The organism is Pseudomonas fluvialis (assembly GCF_002234375.1).
Taxonomy (GTDB): domain Bacteria; phylum Pseudomonadota; class Gammaproteobacteria; order Pseudomonadales; family Pseudomonadaceae; genus Aquipseudomonas; species Aquipseudomonas fluvialis.
Window position 1 is genome coordinate 1 of the sequence record NZ_NMQV01000028.1, and the last position, 16,602, is coordinate 16,602.

Here is a 16,602-nt window from a genome sequence, read left to right on the forward strand (position 1 = left end):
CGGGGCCCGCGGGTTTCGAGCACCGAAGGGGCGGCGGGGATTTCCAACCGGGGTGGGTGTTGAAGCAGCCACAGTTCCCTCATCCCGGGGTCCCTGGGGAGGGAAGGGGGGGGTTTTTAAAACCGCCTGTGGCGCCTGCCCTGAACTGCCGGATACCTGAAAGGAGTCGGAATGCTGGATTTCATGCATCGCCTGGGCTTGTTCCTGCGCTTCCTGCTGGCCCGCTTTCTCGCCGACGACTGCCCGCAAAGCGCGGCAGCCCTGACCTACACCAGCCTGTTTGCGGTGGTGCCGGTGATGACCGTGACCTTTGCCATGCTGTCTGCGGTGCCGGCATTCCAGGGGCTTGGCGAGCAGATCCAAGCCTTTGTGTTCAGTCATTTCGTGCCGGCCAGCGGCGCGAACATCCAGGCCTACCTGCTCGACTTCAGCAGTCAGGCGCGCCAGCTGACCTGGCTGGGCGTGCTGCTGCTGGCGGTCACCGCCTGGCTGATGCTGGCGAGCATCGAACGCACCTTCAATGGCATCTGGCGAGGCAGTCGAAGGCGTCGTGGCCTGGCCAGTTTCCTGTTGTACTGGGCGATCCTCAGCCTGGGCCCCCTGTTGCTGGGGGCGGCCTTTGCCATCAGTACCTACCTGGCTTCGTTGCGCTGGCTGACGGGGAGTGAGGCGCTGCTGGATGTTCGTCCTGTGCTGGGTGTTCTGCCGCTGGCCCTCAGCGTAGCGGCTTTTTCCCTGCTGTATGCGGCCGTGCCGAATCGTCCGGTGCCGTTGCGCCATGCGCTGTATGGCGGGCTGTGTGCCGCTGTGCTGCTGGAGTTGAGCAAGCAGGGGTTTGCCCTGTATGTCAGCCTGTTTCCCAGTTACCAGCTGATCTACGGTGCCTTTGCCACGGTGCCGCTGTTCCTGCTGTGGGTGTATTTGTGCTGGCTGATCATCCTCTTTGGTGCGCAGCTGGCCTGTCACTGGCAGCAGGTGACACAGCGTCCGGGGCAGCCGAGCGTGCCGGAGGTGCTGCTGACCCTGGAGTTACTGCGCCTGTTCTACCAGCGCCAGCAGCAGGGCCTAGGCCTTGGACTGGCTGAGGCGCGCCAGCAGTTGCCGGCGCTGAGCGAGGAGGCCTGGTTGCAGCAATTGGCGCAGTTGCAACGTTTGCAGCTGGTGTGCGCGGCAGGCAACCAGCGTTGGGTGCTGTGTCGCGACCTGGCGCATTACTCCCTGGCGCAGCTGCTTGAGCAGCTGGCCTGGCCGCAGCTGCAGCTGGCGCAGTGGCCGACGAGTTATCCAGCGCCCTATTACCCACGCCTGCTGGCGGCGTTACAGGGGCTGCAGGCGAGCCAGGCGCAATGGCTGGAAGGCAGCCTGGCCGACTGGCTGGCACAGCCGTCTGACTGACAAAAAATGTCAGGCTGTGCCCGTGCTGCGTTCTGCCGATAATGCCGGGGGCCGGGTTGGCTTGCCGCGAGGGCGTTGCCAGGGCGTTTGCCGTGGATTGGCACGCTTCTGGCTTTTCAGCCGGTTCCGCTGTAATGGCTGATGGCAGAACGATATGAGTGAGCAAGACAACCTGGTGAAACTGCATGAAAAAGCCCCGCAACGGGCGTTGCAGGGCTTGCGCCGGGTGACCGGAGTGGCCTTTAGCCGCTGGCCGCTATCGCTGCGTGAGTGGTGGCGCAGCCAGGAGCAGGAAAAGGCCGAGCTGCCTGATGCGGACGAGCGCAGTCAGGTCAGCTGACCGAATTGAGGCTACGGCTTTCCTGCAGTACCGGTTCGATGAAACATTCCTCGACGATCGGTGCCCGCAGCGGCAAGGCGCTGCGCAGGTACAGACGTACCTCGCTGGGGGTGTTCCGATAAGGTAGATGCGCCACGCCAGACAGCAGGATGCGCCCCTGGCCGCTCAGGCGGCCGTGATCGACCAGGGCTTCGCGGGGCTGTTCACCATCCAGGTAGCGCACCACCAGGGATACCGGTAGTTCGGCGAGCCCCGGCAGATGCAGCCAGACCGCCAAATTGAATTCGGCGTGGCTGCCTGGCCCGCGCCGACTGGCGGCCTTGCTGGTCAGTTGGGAAGGAACGGGGCCGATCAGTTGTTCATGAGCTTGGTTCATGGGGCGTAGGGCCTGACAAGAAATCACCCGGCCATTCTAGTGCGCGCCGCCCTGGCAATCCGGGCGTGGGTCTGCCTGCGGTCGTGAACCTCTGCGCAAAAAATCATCAAGCGCCGCCCGCCCGGCGGTTATCAGGCCAGCTTGAGCGGATGACGCGCCACCTGGCCACTGTCCAGATTGGCTGGCGGCAATTGCACGATGGCCTGGTGATGGTTGCCCTGCAGTTGCAGCCAGAGATTCTCTTCGCTGGCAAAGTCGCCCTGGGCCAGCCACAGGCCGTGATGCCAGCCGCCGTTGGCCGGGGTGCTTTGCAAAATACCCGGGTGCGTCTTGGCGCTCGGCGCACGGCGCAGCCATACCGGCCGCGGTAGCCCCTTGAGATAGCGCAGGCCCAGGTGCAAGCCGCTGCCGCTCTGGTGACGCCAGCGCAGCAGGGCCAGGGTCTGGCTGTTGTTGTGTTGCAACAGGAGAAGCTGGCCGATGGGCAACTGCGCCGCGTGGTCGGCATGGCAGAGCAGGCGCGCGCCCCCTGCACTGGCATCGAGTAATTGCGCTGCCAGGTGCAGGGGGCGCTGTTCAAGCAGTTGGGCATGGATGGCGGCTATTCCGCAGAACAGATTGCACGGGCTGCTTTGCTCGCTGCGCGGATGGCGTCGGGCTTGCTGGCCTTGCCAGTGCGGCCTGGCTTGCTCCAGCAGTTGCCGCTGGCTGGCGCTTTGCAGGGGCGTGGGCTCGTCGAGGGCAACCAGTAACGCACCCAGTTCCAGGCGGCGCAGGGTGGCCGGCTCAGCCGCTGCGTCAGGCTCGCCAAGCAGTTGCGGCTGTTCGGCGCCGAGGTCGATCAGCAGTCCGTCGCTGTCGTCGTCTGCTTCCCAGGGTTGCAGGCGGGCCAGTTCGGCCAGCGGGGCGAGGGCGGCGAACAGTTGCAGGCACTGGCCATTTTCCAGCTGGAACGGATTGCTCAGGGCCAGCAACAGGCTTTGCTGATAGAGCCCGCGCAGATTGCCGGCGGCGGCGGGCTGGAAGGCGGCGGCTACCGGTTCGTCGAGGCAATGTTGGCGCTCGCCCAGCCAATACAGCAGGTGGCAGTCGTGCCACAGGCTGCCCGGAGGTTCCTGGTAGAGCTGGTAATGGCGCAACAGGCTCTGTGCGACAAAATACTCGGCCATGTACAGGCACCAGGCCAGGTGTGGTCGCGAAGGCTGGCGGCCCTGAAGAATCTGCAGCAGCAGGCGCTTGAAGCCTGCGGCGAGCTCCAGGCACAGACGGATGAACAGCGGGCAGGGGGGCTGCTCGGCAAAAGCCTGGGCCTGCAGGCGATAATGCTCGGTGAAACTTTGCAGGATGCGCTGCCTTTCCAGTAAGGTCAGCTCCCTACGGTTGAGCTGGAACAGGCGGCCCAGCAGTGTTTCCAGGGTTTCACTGGATGCCTGGCGAGGCAGGTCGGCGAGCTGCTCGAGCAGATTGTGCAGGTCTAGCGGTTCATGCTCATGGATTTCCGGCACCTCCAGGCGCATGGCGTCCAATGTCATCTATTCACCACTCCTACGAGGTACCCAGGCATGTCTGTGCGGCTCAGGCTTATTCTGGCCATCATCATCGGCCTCTTGGTTTCCGGCTGCAGTGACGACTGGGGTGTCGATCAGCATGCTCGCAAGGTAACGGCTGGCGAGCTCGAAGGCCAGTGGCTGTTGATCAATTACTGGGCGGAATGGTGCGGTCCCTGTCGCAAGGAAATTCCCGAGCTCAATCGCCTCGCGCAGCATCCCCAGGCGGCCGTACAGGTGCTCGGCGTCAATTACGACGGTGTGCAGGGCGAGGCGCTGGCCCGGCAGAGTCAGGCACTGGGTATCGAATTTCGCGTACTGGCCGAGGACCCGGCCGAGCGCCTGCAGTTACCGCGTAGCCAGGCGCTGCCGGTGACCTTCATCGTCGATCCGCAAGGGCGATTGCGCAAGCAGCTGGTCGGCGAACAGACCGAGCAGGGGTTGCTCGGTGTGCTGGCCGAGTTGCGCGAACAACCCTGAGACTACGGAGCACCGCCATGACTGCCCCCCTTGTTCTAGAACCGAGCCAGACAGCCGATGCCTGCGTGATCTGGCTGCACGGCCTGGGTGCCGATCAGCACGACTTCGAGCCGGTTGCCCAGCTGCTGCAGCGGCACCTGAAGCGCTGCCGCTTTGTCCTGCCCCAGGCACCGACCCGCCCGGTGACCATCAATGGTGGCTGGGCCATGCCCAGCTGGTACGACATCCTGGCCATGAGCCCGGCGCGGGCCATCGATCGTTCGCAACTGGAAGCCTCTGCGGAAAGTGTCATGTGCCTGGTCGAGGCGCAGCGCGATCAGGGCATCGATCCGCGGCGCATCATCCTCGCCGGTTTTTCCCAGGGCGGCGCGGTGGTCCTGCATGCCGCCTTCCTGCGCTGGCCCGGCCCGTTGGGCGGGGTGTTGGCACTGTCCACCTATGCCCCGACCTTTCCGGCGGAGCTGTTGCTAACGGATACACAAAGACAACTGCCGGTTCTTTGCCTGCATGGCACAGTCGACGACGTGGTTCTGCCCAGCATGGGGCAGGCTGCTTTCGACTGCCTGCAGCGGGCTGGTGTGCCGGCTGTCTGGCGCGAGTACCGCATGGCGCACGAAGTGTGCCCGCAACAGATCGATGACATTGGCCAGTGGCTGCAGCAGCGTTTGCAGTCCTGAGTCGCTGAGTGACGAGAACAACAAGATGACCACGACTCCCGTAATCCGTACCCTGCAGGACATCCGCCAGATCGAGCAGACGCCGCTGGCGGCACGCGGCCTGCCGGCCAGTACCTATGAGCTGATCAAGCGTACGGCAGCAGCCCATCCGCAGGCGCCGGCGCTTTCCTTCATCCTGCAGGGCACCGCGGATGAGCCGGCCTACCGGCTGAACTATATGGAGCTGCTGGGCAAGATCACCCAGACCGCCAATGCCTTCCACCGCCTTGGCCTGCGTCCGGGCAAGGCGGTGTCCTTCCTGCTGCCCAACCTGCCGCAAACCCATTTCACTATCTGGGGTGGCGAGGCAGCCGGCATCGTCAATGCGATCAATCCGTTGCTGGATGCGGAACACATTGCCGAGCTGATCAGTGCGTCCGACTCCGAACTGCTGGTGACCCTGGCACCTTTCCCCGGCACCGACCTGTGGGACAAGGTGGCGGCCCTGCGCGGGCACTTGCCGCAGCTCAAGGCCGTGCTTTGCGTGGACATGGCCAACTTTCTCCCCGAGCCGCAGCGCAGTGTCCTCAAGGCCCAGCGCGGCGCGTTGCCGGAAGGCGTGCTCGACTTCGACGAGGTCATCGCTGCCTGCCCGGCCGATCATCTGGAAAGTGGCCGGGTGATCCAGGCCGACGAAATTGCCAGCTACTTTCATACCGGCGGCACCACCGGTACGCCCAAGCTGGCTCCGCACAGTCATGGCAACGAAGTAGCCATGGCTTACTGCATGAACCTGGTGACCGGTTTTGCCCCGGGCGACGTAACGCTGTGCGGCTTGCCGCTGTTCCATGTCAATGGCGTGATCGTGACCGGGCTGACGGCCTTCATCGGCGCGGCCGAGGTCTTGCTGGCCACGCCGCAGGGCTATCGCAACGGCAACCTGATCAGCAACTTCTGGAAAATCATCGAACGTCACCGGGTCAGCTTCTTCAGTGGCGTGCCGACCATCTATGCCGGGCTGTTGCAGGTGCCCAGCGAAGGGCATGACCTCAGCTCGCTGAAATATGCCCTGTGCGGCGCTGCGCCCATGCCGGTGGAGCTGATCCGCCAGTTCGAAGCCAAGACCGGTTTGACCCTGATCGAGGGCTACGGCCTCACCGAAGGTACCTGCGGCAGTTGTGCCAACCCACCGGCCGGCGAGCGTCGTCCAGGTTCCATTGGCCTGCCCATGCCGTATTGCGAGGTGAGCATCAAGGTGCTCGACGAGCAGGGCAACTACCTGCGCGATGCGGCGGTCAACGAGATCGGTACCCTGTGCATCCGGGGTGCCACGGTATTCAAAGGCTATCTGCAGGGCAGCAAGAACGCCGGTATCTGGGTGGATGGCGGTTGGTTCAATACCGGCGACCTGGGGCGGGTGGATGGTGATGGCTACATCTGGCTGACCGGGCGTAGCAAGGACCTGATCATCCGCGGCGGCCACAACATTGACCCGCAGATGATCGAGGAGGCTTTGCACAAACATCCGGCCGTGGCCCTGGCTGCCGCAGTGGGCAAGCCTGATCTCAAGGTGGGCGAGCTGCCGGTGGTTTATGTACAGCTCAAACCCGGCCAGCAAGCCAGCGAAGATGAACTGCTGGCGCATGCCGCCGCGCATATTCACGAGCGGGCTGCGGTGCCGAAGGATGCCTGGATCATCGAGGCCATTCCGCTGACGGCGGTGGGCAAGACCTTCAAGCCGGCCTTGCGTTTCGACGCCATCGCCCGGGTATACCGTGAACAACTGGCCGACCTGCCGGCAGTGCAGCAGGTTGAGGTGCGCAGTGACGAGCGTTGCGGGCAACTGGCCTACATTCGCCTGGCTGCGGCGGATGCGGCACTGGAGCAGTTGATTGGTGAGCGTCTGGCTGGTTTTGCCGTGGGCTATCGTCTGGAGTATGCGCACTGAGAGTGCCAGGCGAACGACAGTAGCTCGCTCGCCTGATGGTTTTTCTGACACATTGGTCACTTTTGCGACCGTTTGTCGCATGTCCCGGGCTACAGGATTGTAAGCCCGGGGTGATCGTCATAAGTTCAAGATGCTGTTCGTCCTAACGACAGGAAGCGTTTGTGATGTTTCAAGCCCCCTTGCGCACGCCCTCCAGGGCAGGGCCGCCGCCATGAAAACCGTGCACTGGCAGCCCGATCTGGAGCAGATAAAACACACGCGACTGTTCAACAATGTCGCGCTGGGCAGCTTGCACAAGCTGCTGGAGACCGCCTGCGCCCTGCAATTGCACAATGGCGAGATCCTGCTCTCGCCGTTCAATCGCAACGAATATCTCTACCTGGTGATCAGTGGTCAGCTCAAGGTCTACCTGGGCTCGCCGGATTCGGCCCCCGTGTCAGTGCTGAATGTCGGTGACTGCGCCGGGGAAATCAGTTTCATCGACAACGAACGACCATCAGCCTATGTGCTGGCCGGCGAACCCAGCCGGGTGTTGCGCCTGCACCGCCAGGCGCTGATCGACCTGTTCAGCCAGTCGCCCCAGTTGATGCAGAACATGCTGCAACTGCTCTGTGAACGGGTGCGTCAGGGCAACAAGGTGCTGCAGAACGCCGAGCAGAACGCCAATGTCGACACCCTCACCGGGCTGTTCAACCGGCGCTGGCTGGAACATATCTGGGAGCGGGAAAGTACCCGCTGCGCGTTCAACGACAAGCCGCTGTGCATGCTCATGCTGGATGTCGACTACTTCAAGGCCTACAACGACCGCCATGGCCACCTGGCCGGTGACTATGCGCTATGCCTGGTGGCGCATACCCTGCGCCAGCAGTTGCGGCCCAAGGACAGCATGGTGCGCTTTGGCGGCGAAGAGTTCGTTATCCTGCTGCCCGACCTGGCCCAGGAGGAGGCGCGGGCGATTGCCGAGCGTTTGCGCAGCAGCCTGGAGCGCATCGAGCACTTCTATGCGCCGATTGGCGAGCTGCCCGGGGTGACGGTTTCCATCGGCCTGGCGCAGATGCAGCCGCGCGATAGCCTGCAGGCGCTTATTGCGCGTGCCGATGCGGCGTTGTACGAGGCCAAGCAGCACGGTCGCAACTGCCTCTGCGGCTAATTGCCCGGGTCGGGCGGGAGGCTTCGCCCCCCGCCAATCTTGCTTTACACTGGCGCGGTTCATTCCCTGACCTGTGACGAGAAGACCGTGCTCAAAGCACTCAAGAATCTGTTCGGCAAGGGCGCTGACGCCGCGCCAAGCGCCCCGCCCGTAACCCCGCAAGCCTCGCCGGCCGCCGCTCAGGCTACGTCGCAGGCCTCCCCCCGTTCAGCTGAGCCGGCCGTTGCGCCGGTTGCTGCAAGCAAGCCCGGCAAACCACGTCGTGAACGCAAGCCGCGTGCCGCCAAGCCGGTGGACACCTGGAAACTCAGCGACTTCGTGGTCGAGCCGCAGGAAGGCAAGACCCGCTTTCACGACTTCAACCTCGATGCGCGGCTGATGCACGCCATCCATGATCTGGGTTTCCCCTACTGCACACCGATCCAGGCGCAGGTACTGGGCTTCACCCTCAAGGGGCGTGATGCCATCGGACGGGCGCAGACCGGCACCGGCAAGACGGCTGCGTTCCTCATCTCGACCATCACCCAGCTGCTGCAGACCCCGCCGCCGAAAGAGCGCTACATGGGCGAGCCGCGTGCGCTGATCATTGCGCCGACCCGCGAACTGGTGGTGCAGATCGCCAAGGACGCCGCTGAACTGACCAAGTACACCGGCCTCAACGTCATGCAGTTCGTCGGTGGCATGGATTTCGACAAACAGCTCAAACAGCTCGAATCGCGCTTCTGCGACATTCTGGTCGCCACCCCGGGGCGCCTGCTGGACTTCAACCAGCGCGGCGAGGTGCACCTGGACATGGTCGAGGTGATGGTCCTGGATGAAGCCGACCGCATGCTCGACATGGGCTTCATCCCGCAGGTGCGGCAGATCATCCGGCAAACGCCGATGAAGGGTGAGCGCCAGACGCTGCTGTTCTCTGCCACCTTCACCGACGACGTGATGAACCTGGCCAAGCAGTGGACAGTCGATCCGGCGATCGTCGAGATCGAGCCGGAGAACGTCGCCAGCGATACCGTCGAGCAGCATGTCTATGCGGTGGCCAGCAGCGACAAGTACAAGCTGCTCTACAACCTGGTCACGCAGAACGACTGGAGCCGGGTGATGGTGTTTGCCAACCGCAAGGACGAGGTGCGGCGCATCGAGGAGCGCCTCACGCGCGACGGCGTGAGCGCCGCGCAGATGTCCGGCGATGTACCGCAGGCCAAGCGCATCAAGGTGCTGGAAGGCTTCCGCGAGGGCAAGATCCGTGTGCTGGTGGCCACCGACGTAGCCGGGCGTGGCATCCATGTGGACGGCATCAGCCATGTCATCAACTTCACCCTGCCGGAAACCCCCGACGACTACGTACACCGTATTGGGCGTACCGGGCGCGCCGGCAGCAGCGGCACCTCGATCAGCTTTGCCGGCGAGGACGATGCCTTTGCCCTGCCGCCGATCGAAGCGCTGATCGGTCGCAAGATCCACTGTGAAATGCCGCCGGACAGCCTGCTCAAGCCGGTACCGCGCAAGCATTGATCGTCCGCTGGTCGGGCAGGTCCATAGGCCTGCCGCGTCCAGTTCAGGCGCTGCACGCACTGGCTTGGGGGTGGCGTGCATGCGTCCCCGTTCGTTCCTGCCACAGCCTGTCTCGCCATGCTCGATTGTGATTTCCTGATCATCGGTGCCGGTATTGCCGGCGCTTCCTGCGGCTATTTCCTCAGTGCCGAGGGCGCGCGCTGCCTGGTGCTGGAGCGCGAAAGCCAACCGGGCTACCACGCCTCTGGGCGTTCTGCCGCACTGTTCACCCAGGCCTACGGCAGCGGCCAGGTGCGCGCCCTGAGCGCGGCCAGCCGGGCCTTTTTCGAGGCGCCGCCAGACGGCTTCGCTGAGCAGCCGTTGTTGCGGCCACGCGGCGAACTGATCGTCGATTTCCATGGCGATCCGGCCGAGCTGCAGCGTCAATGGCAGGCGGCGCGGGTCAGTGTGCCGCAGATGCGCCTGCTCGATGCCGCGCAAGCCTGTGCGCTGTGCCCGGCACTTGATCCGGCTCAGGTGCACGGCGCGCTGTACGACCCGACGGCCGCGGATATCGACACCCATGCCTTGCTACAGGGTTACCTGCACGGCCTGCGTGAGCGGGGCGGGGTACTGCATTGCCAGCGCGAGGTGCGCGCCATCCAGCGCCAGGCCGGCTACTGGCAGGTCGAGTGCGCCGGGCAGCGTTACCGGGCGGCCTGCCTGGTCAACGCCGCGGGGGCCTGGGGCGAGGAGATCGCCGCGCTGGCCGGGATACCCGGACTGGGCCTGCAACCGATGCGGCGCAGCGCCTTTACCTTTGCTGCCGAGGGCTATGCGTTGCACGACTGGCCCTGCCTGGTGAGCCTCGACGAGTCTTTCTACATCAAACCCGATGCCGGGCTACTGCTCGGGTCGCCGGCCAATGCCGACCCACAGGCGGCCCAGGATGCTCAGCCCGAGGAGCTGGATATCGCTCTGGGCATTGCCCGTATCGAGCAGTACACCCGTCTGCGCATCAAGCGACCGCTGCACCGCTGGGCGGGTTTGCGCAGTTTCGTCGCCGATCAGGGGCTGGTGGCCGGCTTTGCTGAAGGCCGGGAGGATTTCTTCTGGCTGGTCGGCCAGGGCGGTTACGGTATGCAGACCAGCCCGGCCATGGGCCTGGCCAGCGCCGCCTTGCTGAGCGGCCAGCCCTGGCCGCAGGCCCTGCAGGCGCACGGCTTGCGTGCCGCACAGTTGGCGCCTGGGCGCTTGCGCGCATGAGCAGTGCGTGCAGTTGGTGGGTCTACCTGGTGCGCGCGGCCAATGGTGCGCTGTACTGCGGCATGAGCAATGACCCGCAGCGACGCTTCGCCCAGCATTGCCGGGGCCAGGGTGCGCGCTTTTTCCATGCCAGTCCGGCGCAGGCGCTGGTCTATGTAGAAGCCTGTGCCGACAAGTCGGCCGCCCTGCGTCGCGAACGCGCCATCAAGGCGCTCAGTAAGGCGGCCAAGGAACGTCTGGTCAGGGACTTCACGGCACGGCCTGCACAGGACTACTCTGAGTCTCTACCCCCGCCTGCGGAGCACACCATGCACGAGCTGATCCTGCATCACTACGATGCCTCGCCCTTTGCCGAGAAAACCCGCCTGCTGCTCGGCTACAAGCAGCTGTCCTGGCGCTCGGTGGAGATTCCACGGATCATGCCCAAGCCCGACCTACTGGCGCTGACCGGCGGTTACCGCAAGACCCCGGTGTTGCAGGTGGGCGCCGATATCTACTGCGACAGCGCGCTGATCGCCCGACGCCTGGAAGCCGAGAAGGCTACGCCGGCGCTGTTTCCCGAGGGCCAGGAGTTCGTGGTGGCCAGTCTGGCGCAATGGGCCGATAGCACGCTGTTCCTCCTGGCCGTCAGCCTGGCCTTTCAGCCCGAAGTGCTGGCCAGTCGCCTGCAGGGCTTGCCTGCGGCGGCGGCCCAGGCATTCATCGACGATCGCCGGGCGCTGTTTGCCGGTGGTGCGGCGCGCCTGCCGGCCGCCGAGCACAGCCTGCAGCACTGGCCAACGCTGATGCAGCGCCTGGAACTGCAGTTGCAGCGCGAGGATGGCGAGTTCCTGTGTGGCCGGCCGTCGCTGGCTGACTTTGCCGTGGCCCATCCGCTGTGGTTCCTGGCCGGCGCACCGCAGACCGCGTCGCTGCTGGCCGCCTATCCGGCCGTCAACGCCTGGCTGGCGCGGGTGCTGGCCTTTGGGCATGGCTCGCCGCGGGCGATGAGCAGCGCGGAAGCGCTGGCCGTGGCCCGCGAAGCCACACCGGCCCCCTTGCCGGAGCGCGCCAGCCAGTGGCCGGCCGGTTTTCAGGCCGGGCAGGCGGTGCACGTGGCGGCCTGCGACTACGGTGTCGACCCGGTGCAGGGCGAACTGCTGCATGCCGACGACGAATGCCTGATCCTCGCCCGCGAGGACGACCGGGCCGGGCGCGTGCATGTGCATTTGCCGCGCCTGGGCTTTGTCCTGCGCGCTCAGTAGGCGGCGCGTATCGCCTCGGGGTTGTAGCCGCGGACGATCTGCCCGCGCACGTCGAGCAGCGGCACGCCTCGTCCGCCCAGTGCCTGGTAGGCCTGGCGGCCGGCGCTGTCCTTCTCGATATCGATCTCGCGGTAGCTGATGCCGTCAGCGGCCAGCAGTTCGCGGGCCTTGGCGCAGTAGCCACACCACTCGGTGGCGTAGAGGATCACTTCGCCGCTTTGCGCGCCGGCGCTGGGCGGGCTGAGCAGGGCTTGCACACGGTCCCAGTGCTGGTACACGGCGAGCGCCAGGAGCAGGGCGATCAGGGTTTTCATCAGGGGTCATCCTTGGCAGGGTGGAGGGGTTGGCGCAGCCGTGGCAGTTGCGCGGCCAGCTGGCGCAGGTGCACCAGGCGTTCATAGCAGAGCGTCAGCTCGCCGCTCTGCTGGTTGTACCAGGCATCCGGTTCGCCGCAATTGGTCAGGCGCAGCAACAACGGGCGTGGTAGCACGAAGGCCTCGCCGGCCTTGGCGGCGACCGCCTCCAGCTCACCGGAGCTGCGTACCTTGGCGAGCAGTTCGGCACCGTCGGCCAGTGCCGGCGAAGGTTCGTCGTAGACCACGCTGATCTGTGCCCCGGCGGGTTGTCCGGGCTGGCGCTGGTAGTGGCGCTTCAGCCAGCTCACCGCATGCAGCACCTGCTGATATTCCTGGTCGCAGTAGAAGGCGCGCTGCTCCGGCAGGCCGGTGGCCTGGATGATCCACTCCAGCTGACGAGGGTCGCTGCCATAGGCCAGGCAGGCCAGGTTGTAGAAGCGCTGGGCATCCAGTGCATGACTGTCCCATTCGCGGACTTCCTCGTGCGGCGGCTTGGCGCGTTGCCATTCCAGGCGCCAATAGTCGGCGATATCCAGCAGGCGTGCGGCGAAGTCCGGTTCGTGCTGGCGCCGGTAGAGGAGGAACAGGCCCATGAAACCCAACTGGTCGGCGGCATCCTCCTCGCGGCCGAGTACCGGCAGGCCCAGTTCATGAATCAGCAGGTGGCCCATTTCATGCAGCAGGGTGAACTCGGCATTGGCCTGCACGAAACGCACGGTGTCGGCATCCAGCGCCGCCGCCGGGATTTCTTCGACCCAGGGCTGCTCGGCGCTGGCCAGGGCCGTCGCGCAGCCCAGCAGCAGGGCGGCGATTAGCCGGCGCATGCCTGCAACTCGGCCAGGCTGAACGGTGCCGGCTGTGCCGGCCAGTCCAGCTGCAAACGCTCCAGGGTGCGGGCCAGCAGGCTTGCCACCAGCAGGTCGCGCTGCCAGCGGTGGTCGGCGGGAATCACATACCAGGGGGCCGCGCTGCTGTGGCTGGCCGCCAGCTCACTGGCCCAGCGCGCCTGCAGGCTGTCGAACTGGCGGTGTGCTTCGAGGTCGGCGCGTGACAGCTTCCAGCGCTTGCTGGGCAGCTCCAGGCGGCGCTCCAGGCGCAGGCGCTGTTCGCCTCTGGACAGCTGCAGGTAGCACTTGAGCAGGTGGATGCGCTGCTGGCCGAGCTGCGTTTCCAGGGTGGCCACTTCGGCGCGCCGGCTGGCCAGCGCCGCGTCCGGGCACAGGCCGTCCTGCAGGTCGCTGACCAGGCCTTCGTAGTAGCTGCGATTGAATACGCCGAGCAGGCCCGGTGCCGGCAGACGTTGCCGGTAGCGCTGCAGCCAGTGCTCGGCGCGCTCGGCCGGGCTGGGCGCCTGGAAGCTGTGCAGTGCCAGTCCCTGGGGATTGCAGGCGCTGAGCACGTGGCGGATCACCCCGTCCTTGCCGCTGCAGTCGGGGCCTTGCAGGAGCAGCAGCACGGCATCCCGGCGATTGGCCCAGAGCAGGGTCTGCTGCTGGTTGAGCCAGGGCTTGAGGTCGCTCAGCTGCTGCTTGGCGGTGCTTTTGTCGCTGACCAGCAGGCGGCGTGGATCACCGCCCAGCGGAGCGTCCGGCTGGCACAGGCAGCTGTCGAGCAGGGCATCCTCCAGGCGCATGGCGGGCTAGTCCTTGCGCCGCTTCAGCTGGTCTATCAACTGGGTGGGCAGCTGGCGAATGATCAGCATGTCGCGTGCCTCGTCATACTCGATGGCCGAGCCCAGCAGGTGCGCCTCGAAGCTGATCGACAGGCCTTCGGCGCGCCCGGTGAAGCGGCGGAACTGGCTGAGCGTGCGCTTGTCCGCCGGAAATTCCGCGGCCATGCCGTAGTCCTTGTTGCGGATGTGTTCGTAGAAGGCGCGCGGGCGCTCTTCGTCGATCAGCCCGGAGAGTTCTTCCAGGGTGATTGGCTCGCCCAGCTTGGCCTGGCTGGTGGCGTAGTCGACCAGCGTGTCGGTTTTCTCGCGTGCCTGTTCTTCGGCGAGATCCTCGCTTTCCACGAAGTCACTGAACGCCTTGAGCAGCGTGCGCGTCTCGCTCGGCGCGTCGACGCCCTCCTGGCAGCCGATGAAATCGCGGAAATACTCCGAGACCTTCTTGCCGTTCTTGCCCTTGATAAAGGAGATGTACTGCTTGGACTGCTGGTTGTTCTGCCACTCGCTGAGGTTGATGCGCGCGGCCAGGTGCAGTTGGCCCAGATCGAGGTGCTTGGCCGGGGTCACGTCCAGCGCCTCGGTCACCGCCACGCCTTCGCTGTGGTGCAACAGGGCGATCGCCAGGTAGTCAGTCATGCCCTGCTGGTAGTGGGCGAACAGCACATGGCCGCCGGTGGACAGGTTGGATTCCTCCATCAGCTTCTGCAGTTGTGCGACAGCCTGGCGACTGAAGGTGGTGAAGTCCTGCTCGCCTTCCAGGTAAGCCTTCAGCCAGCCACTGAACGGATAAGCGCCGGACTCCTCGTGAAACAGGCCCCAGGCCTTGCCCTGCTTGGCGTTGTAGCTGTCGTTGAGGTCGGCCAGGAGGTTTTCCAGGGCGCTGCTGGCGGCCAGCTCGCTGTCCCGGGCATGCAGTACGGCCGGGCTGCCGTCGGGCTTCTTGTCGATCAGGTGGACGATGCAATGGCGGATCGGCATGGGCTTCTCGTGCGGTGCGAAGTATGGGGCGGCAGTTTACCCGAGCATCGACTCAGTGAGCGTCCAGTTGGTCTGCGTAGTGATTGTAGAGGGTTCTGCTATAGAGCCAGTACGCTGCCAAGCCAGCACAAGAGGCGATCATGCTGGCTAGCGCCATTGCGCCATAAATAGGTAACGATAGGCTTGGTAGGTAGGCCTGTAGCCAAGTGTGGATCAGGTCATGCATGTAAATGACTGAAGCGGGCTTGAACAGCAGGGCATAGGCGCTGCAGCTGATATAAATTGCCACTGCCCAGCGCAAGGCAAGTAAACGGCTCAGGGGCGCTGCCCATTCTCTCAGGCGCTCACCTGGGAGAGTCTGTAACTCATGACAGATCGCTCGGCTGTCGCTCAACTCTTGCAGTAATTGGCTGATCTCCGCGTTGAGTTTTGCGCCTAGAACGCTGCCCGCGTGGAATAGGCCATCCTTGCGACGGCGTAGATCACTGCCTTCACTTTCAATCTGGGCCAGGCGCATCTCTATCTGCCGTATTTGCGCTTCGTTTTGTGCCAGCTCATGAGCCTCATCTTCTTGTAGAAGAATATCGGCGTCATTTGGACTCCTAGGATATCGAGCATATAACTGCTCGCATACGGCCCAGCCGACCCAGATAACCAGCGTGGCTAGAACGGTAAAAATAATAAGCAGCAGGCCCATGATCCAGATGATCAGCAGACCAGCAGGGTTTTGTTTTTTGTTTCTGCTCATGGCGCTTCTCAATAAGGAAAGGCGATATTTGGATCGCGGGAGGGCGCGCGCCCCTTGATGCGTTGCATCGATTGGTTGATCAGGGTGCGGCATTCATCGCGTTTCTGTTTGTGGCTGAACATCAGCTGATAAGAGCCAAAATCGCCAGACAGATTGAGAGCAAAGCGACGCCTGCGTAGTTGGCCGCGGCCCGTGCTGGATGTGTCGTTATCCAGGCGTTCGATGTCATGCAAGGCAATGCTGATGCGCCGGGCGTGATCAAAGAAGCGGCGCAGGCTGAGTATGTCATGCAGGCTGTTTTCCAGATCATCGGCGCTGAATGACAGGGTGGCTTGTTGCGGGTCAATCTGGATACCTGGCGACTGCGCATGCCATACCTTGAACGCAAAGGGCGTGGCCAGTAGCAGGCTGGCGAACAGCAAAAAGACTGGCCAGGATGAAGGCAGGTGATCGCCGGCCAGTAGCAGCAGAATCACCCCCGTTGCTAGGGCGACAGCTGCGGCAAGGCCCAGCCAGCATTTGCCGGTGGTCATTATGGCGTGCCATATGTCGACTACCTGATAGGCCTTGCCGTGAAATGAGCGGCGACTTTTATTCATGGGGCCTCTTTATCGATCAAAAATAAACAGCAGGGTAGTAATTAAGAAAGTGGCGATAAGAGGTAGCCGATAATGCCAGACCGGGAGCTCAAGCAGTTCTACAGTTGCGGATGTAGCCACATTGGGTGTCTTGGTCGGTTTGACTATGGGCCGCGGCTGAGGATCGGGGAGCGGCGCTGCTGGTGCTTCTGATGAAGCAGGTGCGGCCTGTACCTTTGTCGCGATATTTTCGTCTTCGTCTTCGTCTTCGTCTTCGTCTTCGTCTTCGTCTTCGTCTTCGTCTTCGTCTTCGCCGTTGCAGTTGAGCAGGGCTTCTTTGAAGGATGCCTCTATTGCGCTTAGCAAATCGGCGTCATAGG

At 64.1% G+C, this 16,602-nt stretch carries 18 protein-coding genes and 1 pseudogene; 10 read left to right on the top strand and 9 right to left on the bottom strand.

Annotation, left to right across the window (positions count from 1 at the left end; translation table 11 throughout):
- Window positions 1–171 precede the first annotated feature (171 nt).
- Together CFY91_RS14135 and CFY91_RS14140 are read left to right on the top strand one after the other, a co-directional pair.
- On the top strand, window positions 172–1,395 hold the full coding sequence (locus CFY91_RS14135; protein ID WP_229727122.1) for a YihY family inner membrane protein: 1,224 nt from the start codon (window positions 172–174) through the stop codon (window positions 1,393–1,395).
- 154 nt (window positions 1,396–1,549) lie between these two features.
- Entirely contained in the window at window positions 1,550–1,735 is a 186-nt protein-coding gene (locus CFY91_RS14140) for a hypothetical protein (protein WP_093987037.1), read from the top strand.
- On the opposite strand, the gene CFY91_RS14145 is transcribed toward CFY91_RS14140, so the two are convergent.
- Together CFY91_RS14145 and CFY91_RS14150 are read right to left on the bottom strand one after the other, a co-directional pair.
- Window positions 1,728–2,111 (bottom strand): hypothetical protein, encoded by a 384-nt coding sequence (locus CFY91_RS14145; protein ID WP_093987039.1) that lies wholly within the window; start codon window positions 2,109–2,111, stop codon window positions 1,728–1,730. The genes CFY91_RS14140 and CFY91_RS14145 overlap by 8 nt on opposite strands.
- A 131-nt stretch (window positions 2,112–2,242) precedes the next feature.
- Window positions 2,243–3,643, bottom strand: coding sequence for a pilus assembly protein PilZ (locus CFY91_RS14150; RefSeq protein WP_093987040.1), 1,401 nt, complete (start codon window positions 3,641–3,643; stop codon window positions 2,243–2,245).
- Between the two features lie 30 nt (window positions 3,644–3,673).
- Between CFY91_RS14150 and CFY91_RS14155 the strand changes: the two genes are divergently transcribed.
- The 8 genes and pseudogenes from CFY91_RS14155 to CFY91_RS14185 all read left to right on the top strand — a co-directional run bounded on the left by CFY91_RS14155 (window position 3,674) and on the right by CFY91_RS14185 (window position 11,893).
- Window positions 3,674–4,138, top strand: coding sequence for a TlpA disulfide reductase family protein (locus tag CFY91_RS14155; protein ID WP_093987041.1), 465 nt, complete (start codon window positions 3,674–3,676; stop codon window positions 4,136–4,138).
- 17 nt (window positions 4,139–4,155) lie between these two features.
- Window positions 4,156–4,815, top strand: coding sequence for an alpha/beta hydrolase (locus CFY91_RS14160; protein ID WP_093987043.1), 660 nt, complete (start codon window positions 4,156–4,158; stop codon window positions 4,813–4,815).
- 25 nt (window positions 4,816–4,840) lie between these two features.
- Window positions 4,841–6,742, top strand: a complete 1,902-nt coding sequence (locus CFY91_RS14165; RefSeq protein ID WP_093987059.1) for an acyl-CoA synthetase — start codon at window positions 4,841–4,843, stop codon at window positions 6,740–6,742.
- Window positions 6,743–6,953: 211 nt separating this feature from the next.
- Window positions 6,954–7,892 carry a GGDEF domain-containing protein gene (locus CFY91_RS14170; protein ID WP_093987045.1) on the top strand — a complete coding sequence of 313 codons (939 nt, stop codon included), beginning with the start codon at window positions 6,954–6,956 and terminating at the stop codon, window positions 7,890–7,892.
- An 87-nt stretch (window positions 7,893–7,979) separates the two neighbouring features.
- Entirely contained in the window at window positions 7,980–9,404 is a 1,425-nt protein-coding gene (gene rhlB, locus CFY91_RS14175; RefSeq protein ID WP_165765334.1) for an ATP-dependent RNA helicase RhlB, read from the top strand.
- 117 nt (window positions 9,405–9,521) lie between these two features.
- Window positions 9,522–10,649 (top strand): NAD(P)/FAD-dependent oxidoreductase, encoded by a 1,128-nt coding sequence (locus CFY91_RS14180; RefSeq protein ID WP_093987048.1) that lies wholly within the window; start codon window positions 9,522–9,524, stop codon window positions 10,647–10,649.
- Window positions 10,646–10,867 (top strand): annotated as a pseudogene (locus CFY91_RS16320) (GIY-YIG nuclease family protein); the annotation flags it as partial. The gene CFY91_RS14180 and the pseudogene CFY91_RS16320, both read left to right, overlap by 4 nt.
- A 90-nt stretch (window positions 10,868–10,957) precedes the next feature.
- Window positions 10,958–11,893 (top strand): glutathione S-transferase family protein, encoded by a 936-nt coding sequence (locus tag CFY91_RS14185; RefSeq protein ID WP_165765335.1) that lies wholly within the window; start codon window positions 10,958–10,960, stop codon window positions 11,891–11,893.
- On the opposite strand, the gene CFY91_RS14190 is transcribed toward CFY91_RS14185, so the two are convergent.
- The 7 genes from CFY91_RS14190 to CFY91_RS16125 all read right to left on the bottom strand — a co-directional run.
- Window positions 11,887–12,207 (bottom strand): glutaredoxin family protein, encoded by a 321-nt coding sequence (locus CFY91_RS14190; protein ID WP_093987051.1) that lies wholly within the window; start codon window positions 12,205–12,207, stop codon window positions 11,887–11,889. The genes CFY91_RS14185 and CFY91_RS14190 overlap by 7 nt on opposite strands.
- Complete coding sequence (locus tag CFY91_RS14195) at window positions 12,207–13,073, bottom strand: DUF4344 domain-containing metallopeptidase (protein WP_093987052.1); 867 nt, start codon at window positions 13,071–13,073, stop codon at window positions 12,207–12,209. Before CFY91_RS14195 ends, CFY91_RS14190 begins: the two co-directional genes overlap by 1 nt.
- Window positions 13,061–13,882: a polyphosphate kinase 2 family protein gene (locus tag CFY91_RS14200; protein ID WP_093987053.1), complete on the bottom strand. Its 822-nt coding sequence runs from the start codon at window positions 13,880–13,882 to the stop codon at window positions 13,061–13,063. The genes CFY91_RS14195 and CFY91_RS14200 overlap by 13 nt, the downstream gene beginning before the upstream one ends.
- Window positions 13,883–13,888: 6 nt before the next feature.
- Window positions 13,889–14,896: a nucleoid-associated protein YejK gene (yejK, locus tag CFY91_RS14205; protein WP_093987054.1), complete on the bottom strand. Its 1,008-nt coding sequence runs from the start codon at window positions 14,894–14,896 to the stop codon at window positions 13,889–13,891.
- Window positions 14,897–14,948: 52 nt separating this feature from the next.
- Window positions 14,949–15,644 (bottom strand): hypothetical protein, encoded by a 696-nt coding sequence (locus CFY91_RS14210; protein WP_093987055.1) that lies wholly within the window; start codon window positions 15,642–15,644, stop codon window positions 14,949–14,951.
- A gap of 8 nt (window positions 15,645–15,652) precedes the next feature.
- Entirely contained in the window at window positions 15,653–16,243 is a 591-nt protein-coding gene (locus CFY91_RS14215) for a hypothetical protein (RefSeq protein ID WP_133063697.1), read from the bottom strand.
- 9 nt (window positions 16,244–16,252) lie between these two features.
- Window positions 16,253–16,602: hypothetical protein (locus CFY91_RS16125; protein WP_207759398.1), on the bottom strand; the 350-nt coding region annotated here is incomplete at its 5' end.

What these genes read in the sequence shown, in the direction of transcription:
- CFY91_RS14210 (WP_093987055.1), bottom strand. Translation starts at nt 15,644, where the DNA reads ATGAGCAGAAACAAAAAACAAAACCCTGCTGGTCTGCTGATCATCTGG.
- CFY91_RS14185 (WP_165765335.1), top strand. Translation starts at nt 10,958, where the DNA reads ATGCACGAGCTGATCCTGCATCACTACGATGCCTCGCCCTTTGCCGAG.
- CFY91_RS14160 (WP_093987043.1), top strand. Translation starts at nt 4,156, where the DNA reads ATGACTGCCCCCCTTGTTCTAGAACCGAGCCAGACAGCCGATGCCTGC.
- CFY91_RS14170 (WP_093987045.1), top strand. Translation starts at nt 6,954, where the DNA reads ATGAAAACCGTGCACTGGCAGCCCGATCTGGAGCAGATAAAACACACG.
- CFY91_RS14195 (WP_093987052.1), bottom strand. Translation starts at nt 13,073, where the DNA reads ATGCGCCGGCTAATCGCCGCCCTGCTGCTGGGCTGCGCGACGGCCCTG.
- CFY91_RS14190 (WP_093987051.1), bottom strand. Translation starts at nt 12,207, where the DNA reads ATGAAAACCCTGATCGCCCTGCTCCTGGCGCTCGCCGTGTACCAGCAC.
- CFY91_RS14155 (WP_093987041.1), top strand. Translation starts at nt 3,674, where the DNA reads ATGTCTGTGCGGCTCAGGCTTATTCTGGCCATCATCATCGGCCTCTTG.
- CFY91_RS14165 (WP_093987059.1), top strand. Translation starts at nt 4,841, where the DNA reads ATGACCACGACTCCCGTAATCCGTACCCTGCAGGACATCCGCCAGATC.
- CFY91_RS14180 (WP_093987048.1), top strand. Translation starts at nt 9,522, where the DNA reads ATGCTCGATTGTGATTTCCTGATCATCGGTGCCGGTATTGCCGGCGCT.
- yejK (WP_093987054.1), bottom strand. Translation starts at nt 14,896, where the DNA reads ATGCCGATCCGCCATTGCATCGTCCACCTGATCGACAAGAAGCCCGAC.
- CFY91_RS14150 (WP_093987040.1), bottom strand. Translation starts at nt 3,643, where the DNA reads ATGACATTGGACGCCATGCGCCTGGAGGTGCCGGAAATCCATGAGCAT.
- CFY91_RS14200 (WP_093987053.1), bottom strand. Translation starts at nt 13,882, where the DNA reads ATGCGCCTGGAGGATGCCCTGCTCGACAGCTGCCTGTGCCAGCCGGAC.
- CFY91_RS14135 (WP_229727122.1), top strand. Translation starts at nt 172, where the DNA reads ATGCTGGATTTCATGCATCGCCTGGGCTTGTTCCTGCGCTTCCTGCTG.
- CFY91_RS14140 (WP_093987037.1), top strand. Translation starts at nt 1,550, where the DNA reads ATGAGTGAGCAAGACAACCTGGTGAAACTGCATGAAAAAGCCCCGCAA.
- CFY91_RS14215 (WP_133063697.1), bottom strand. Translation starts at nt 16,243, where the DNA reads ATGAATAAAAGTCGCCGCTCATTTCACGGCAAGGCCTATCAGGTAGTC.
- CFY91_RS14145 (WP_093987039.1), bottom strand. Translation starts at nt 2,111, where the DNA reads ATGAACCAAGCTCATGAACAACTGATCGGCCCCGTTCCTTCCCAACTG.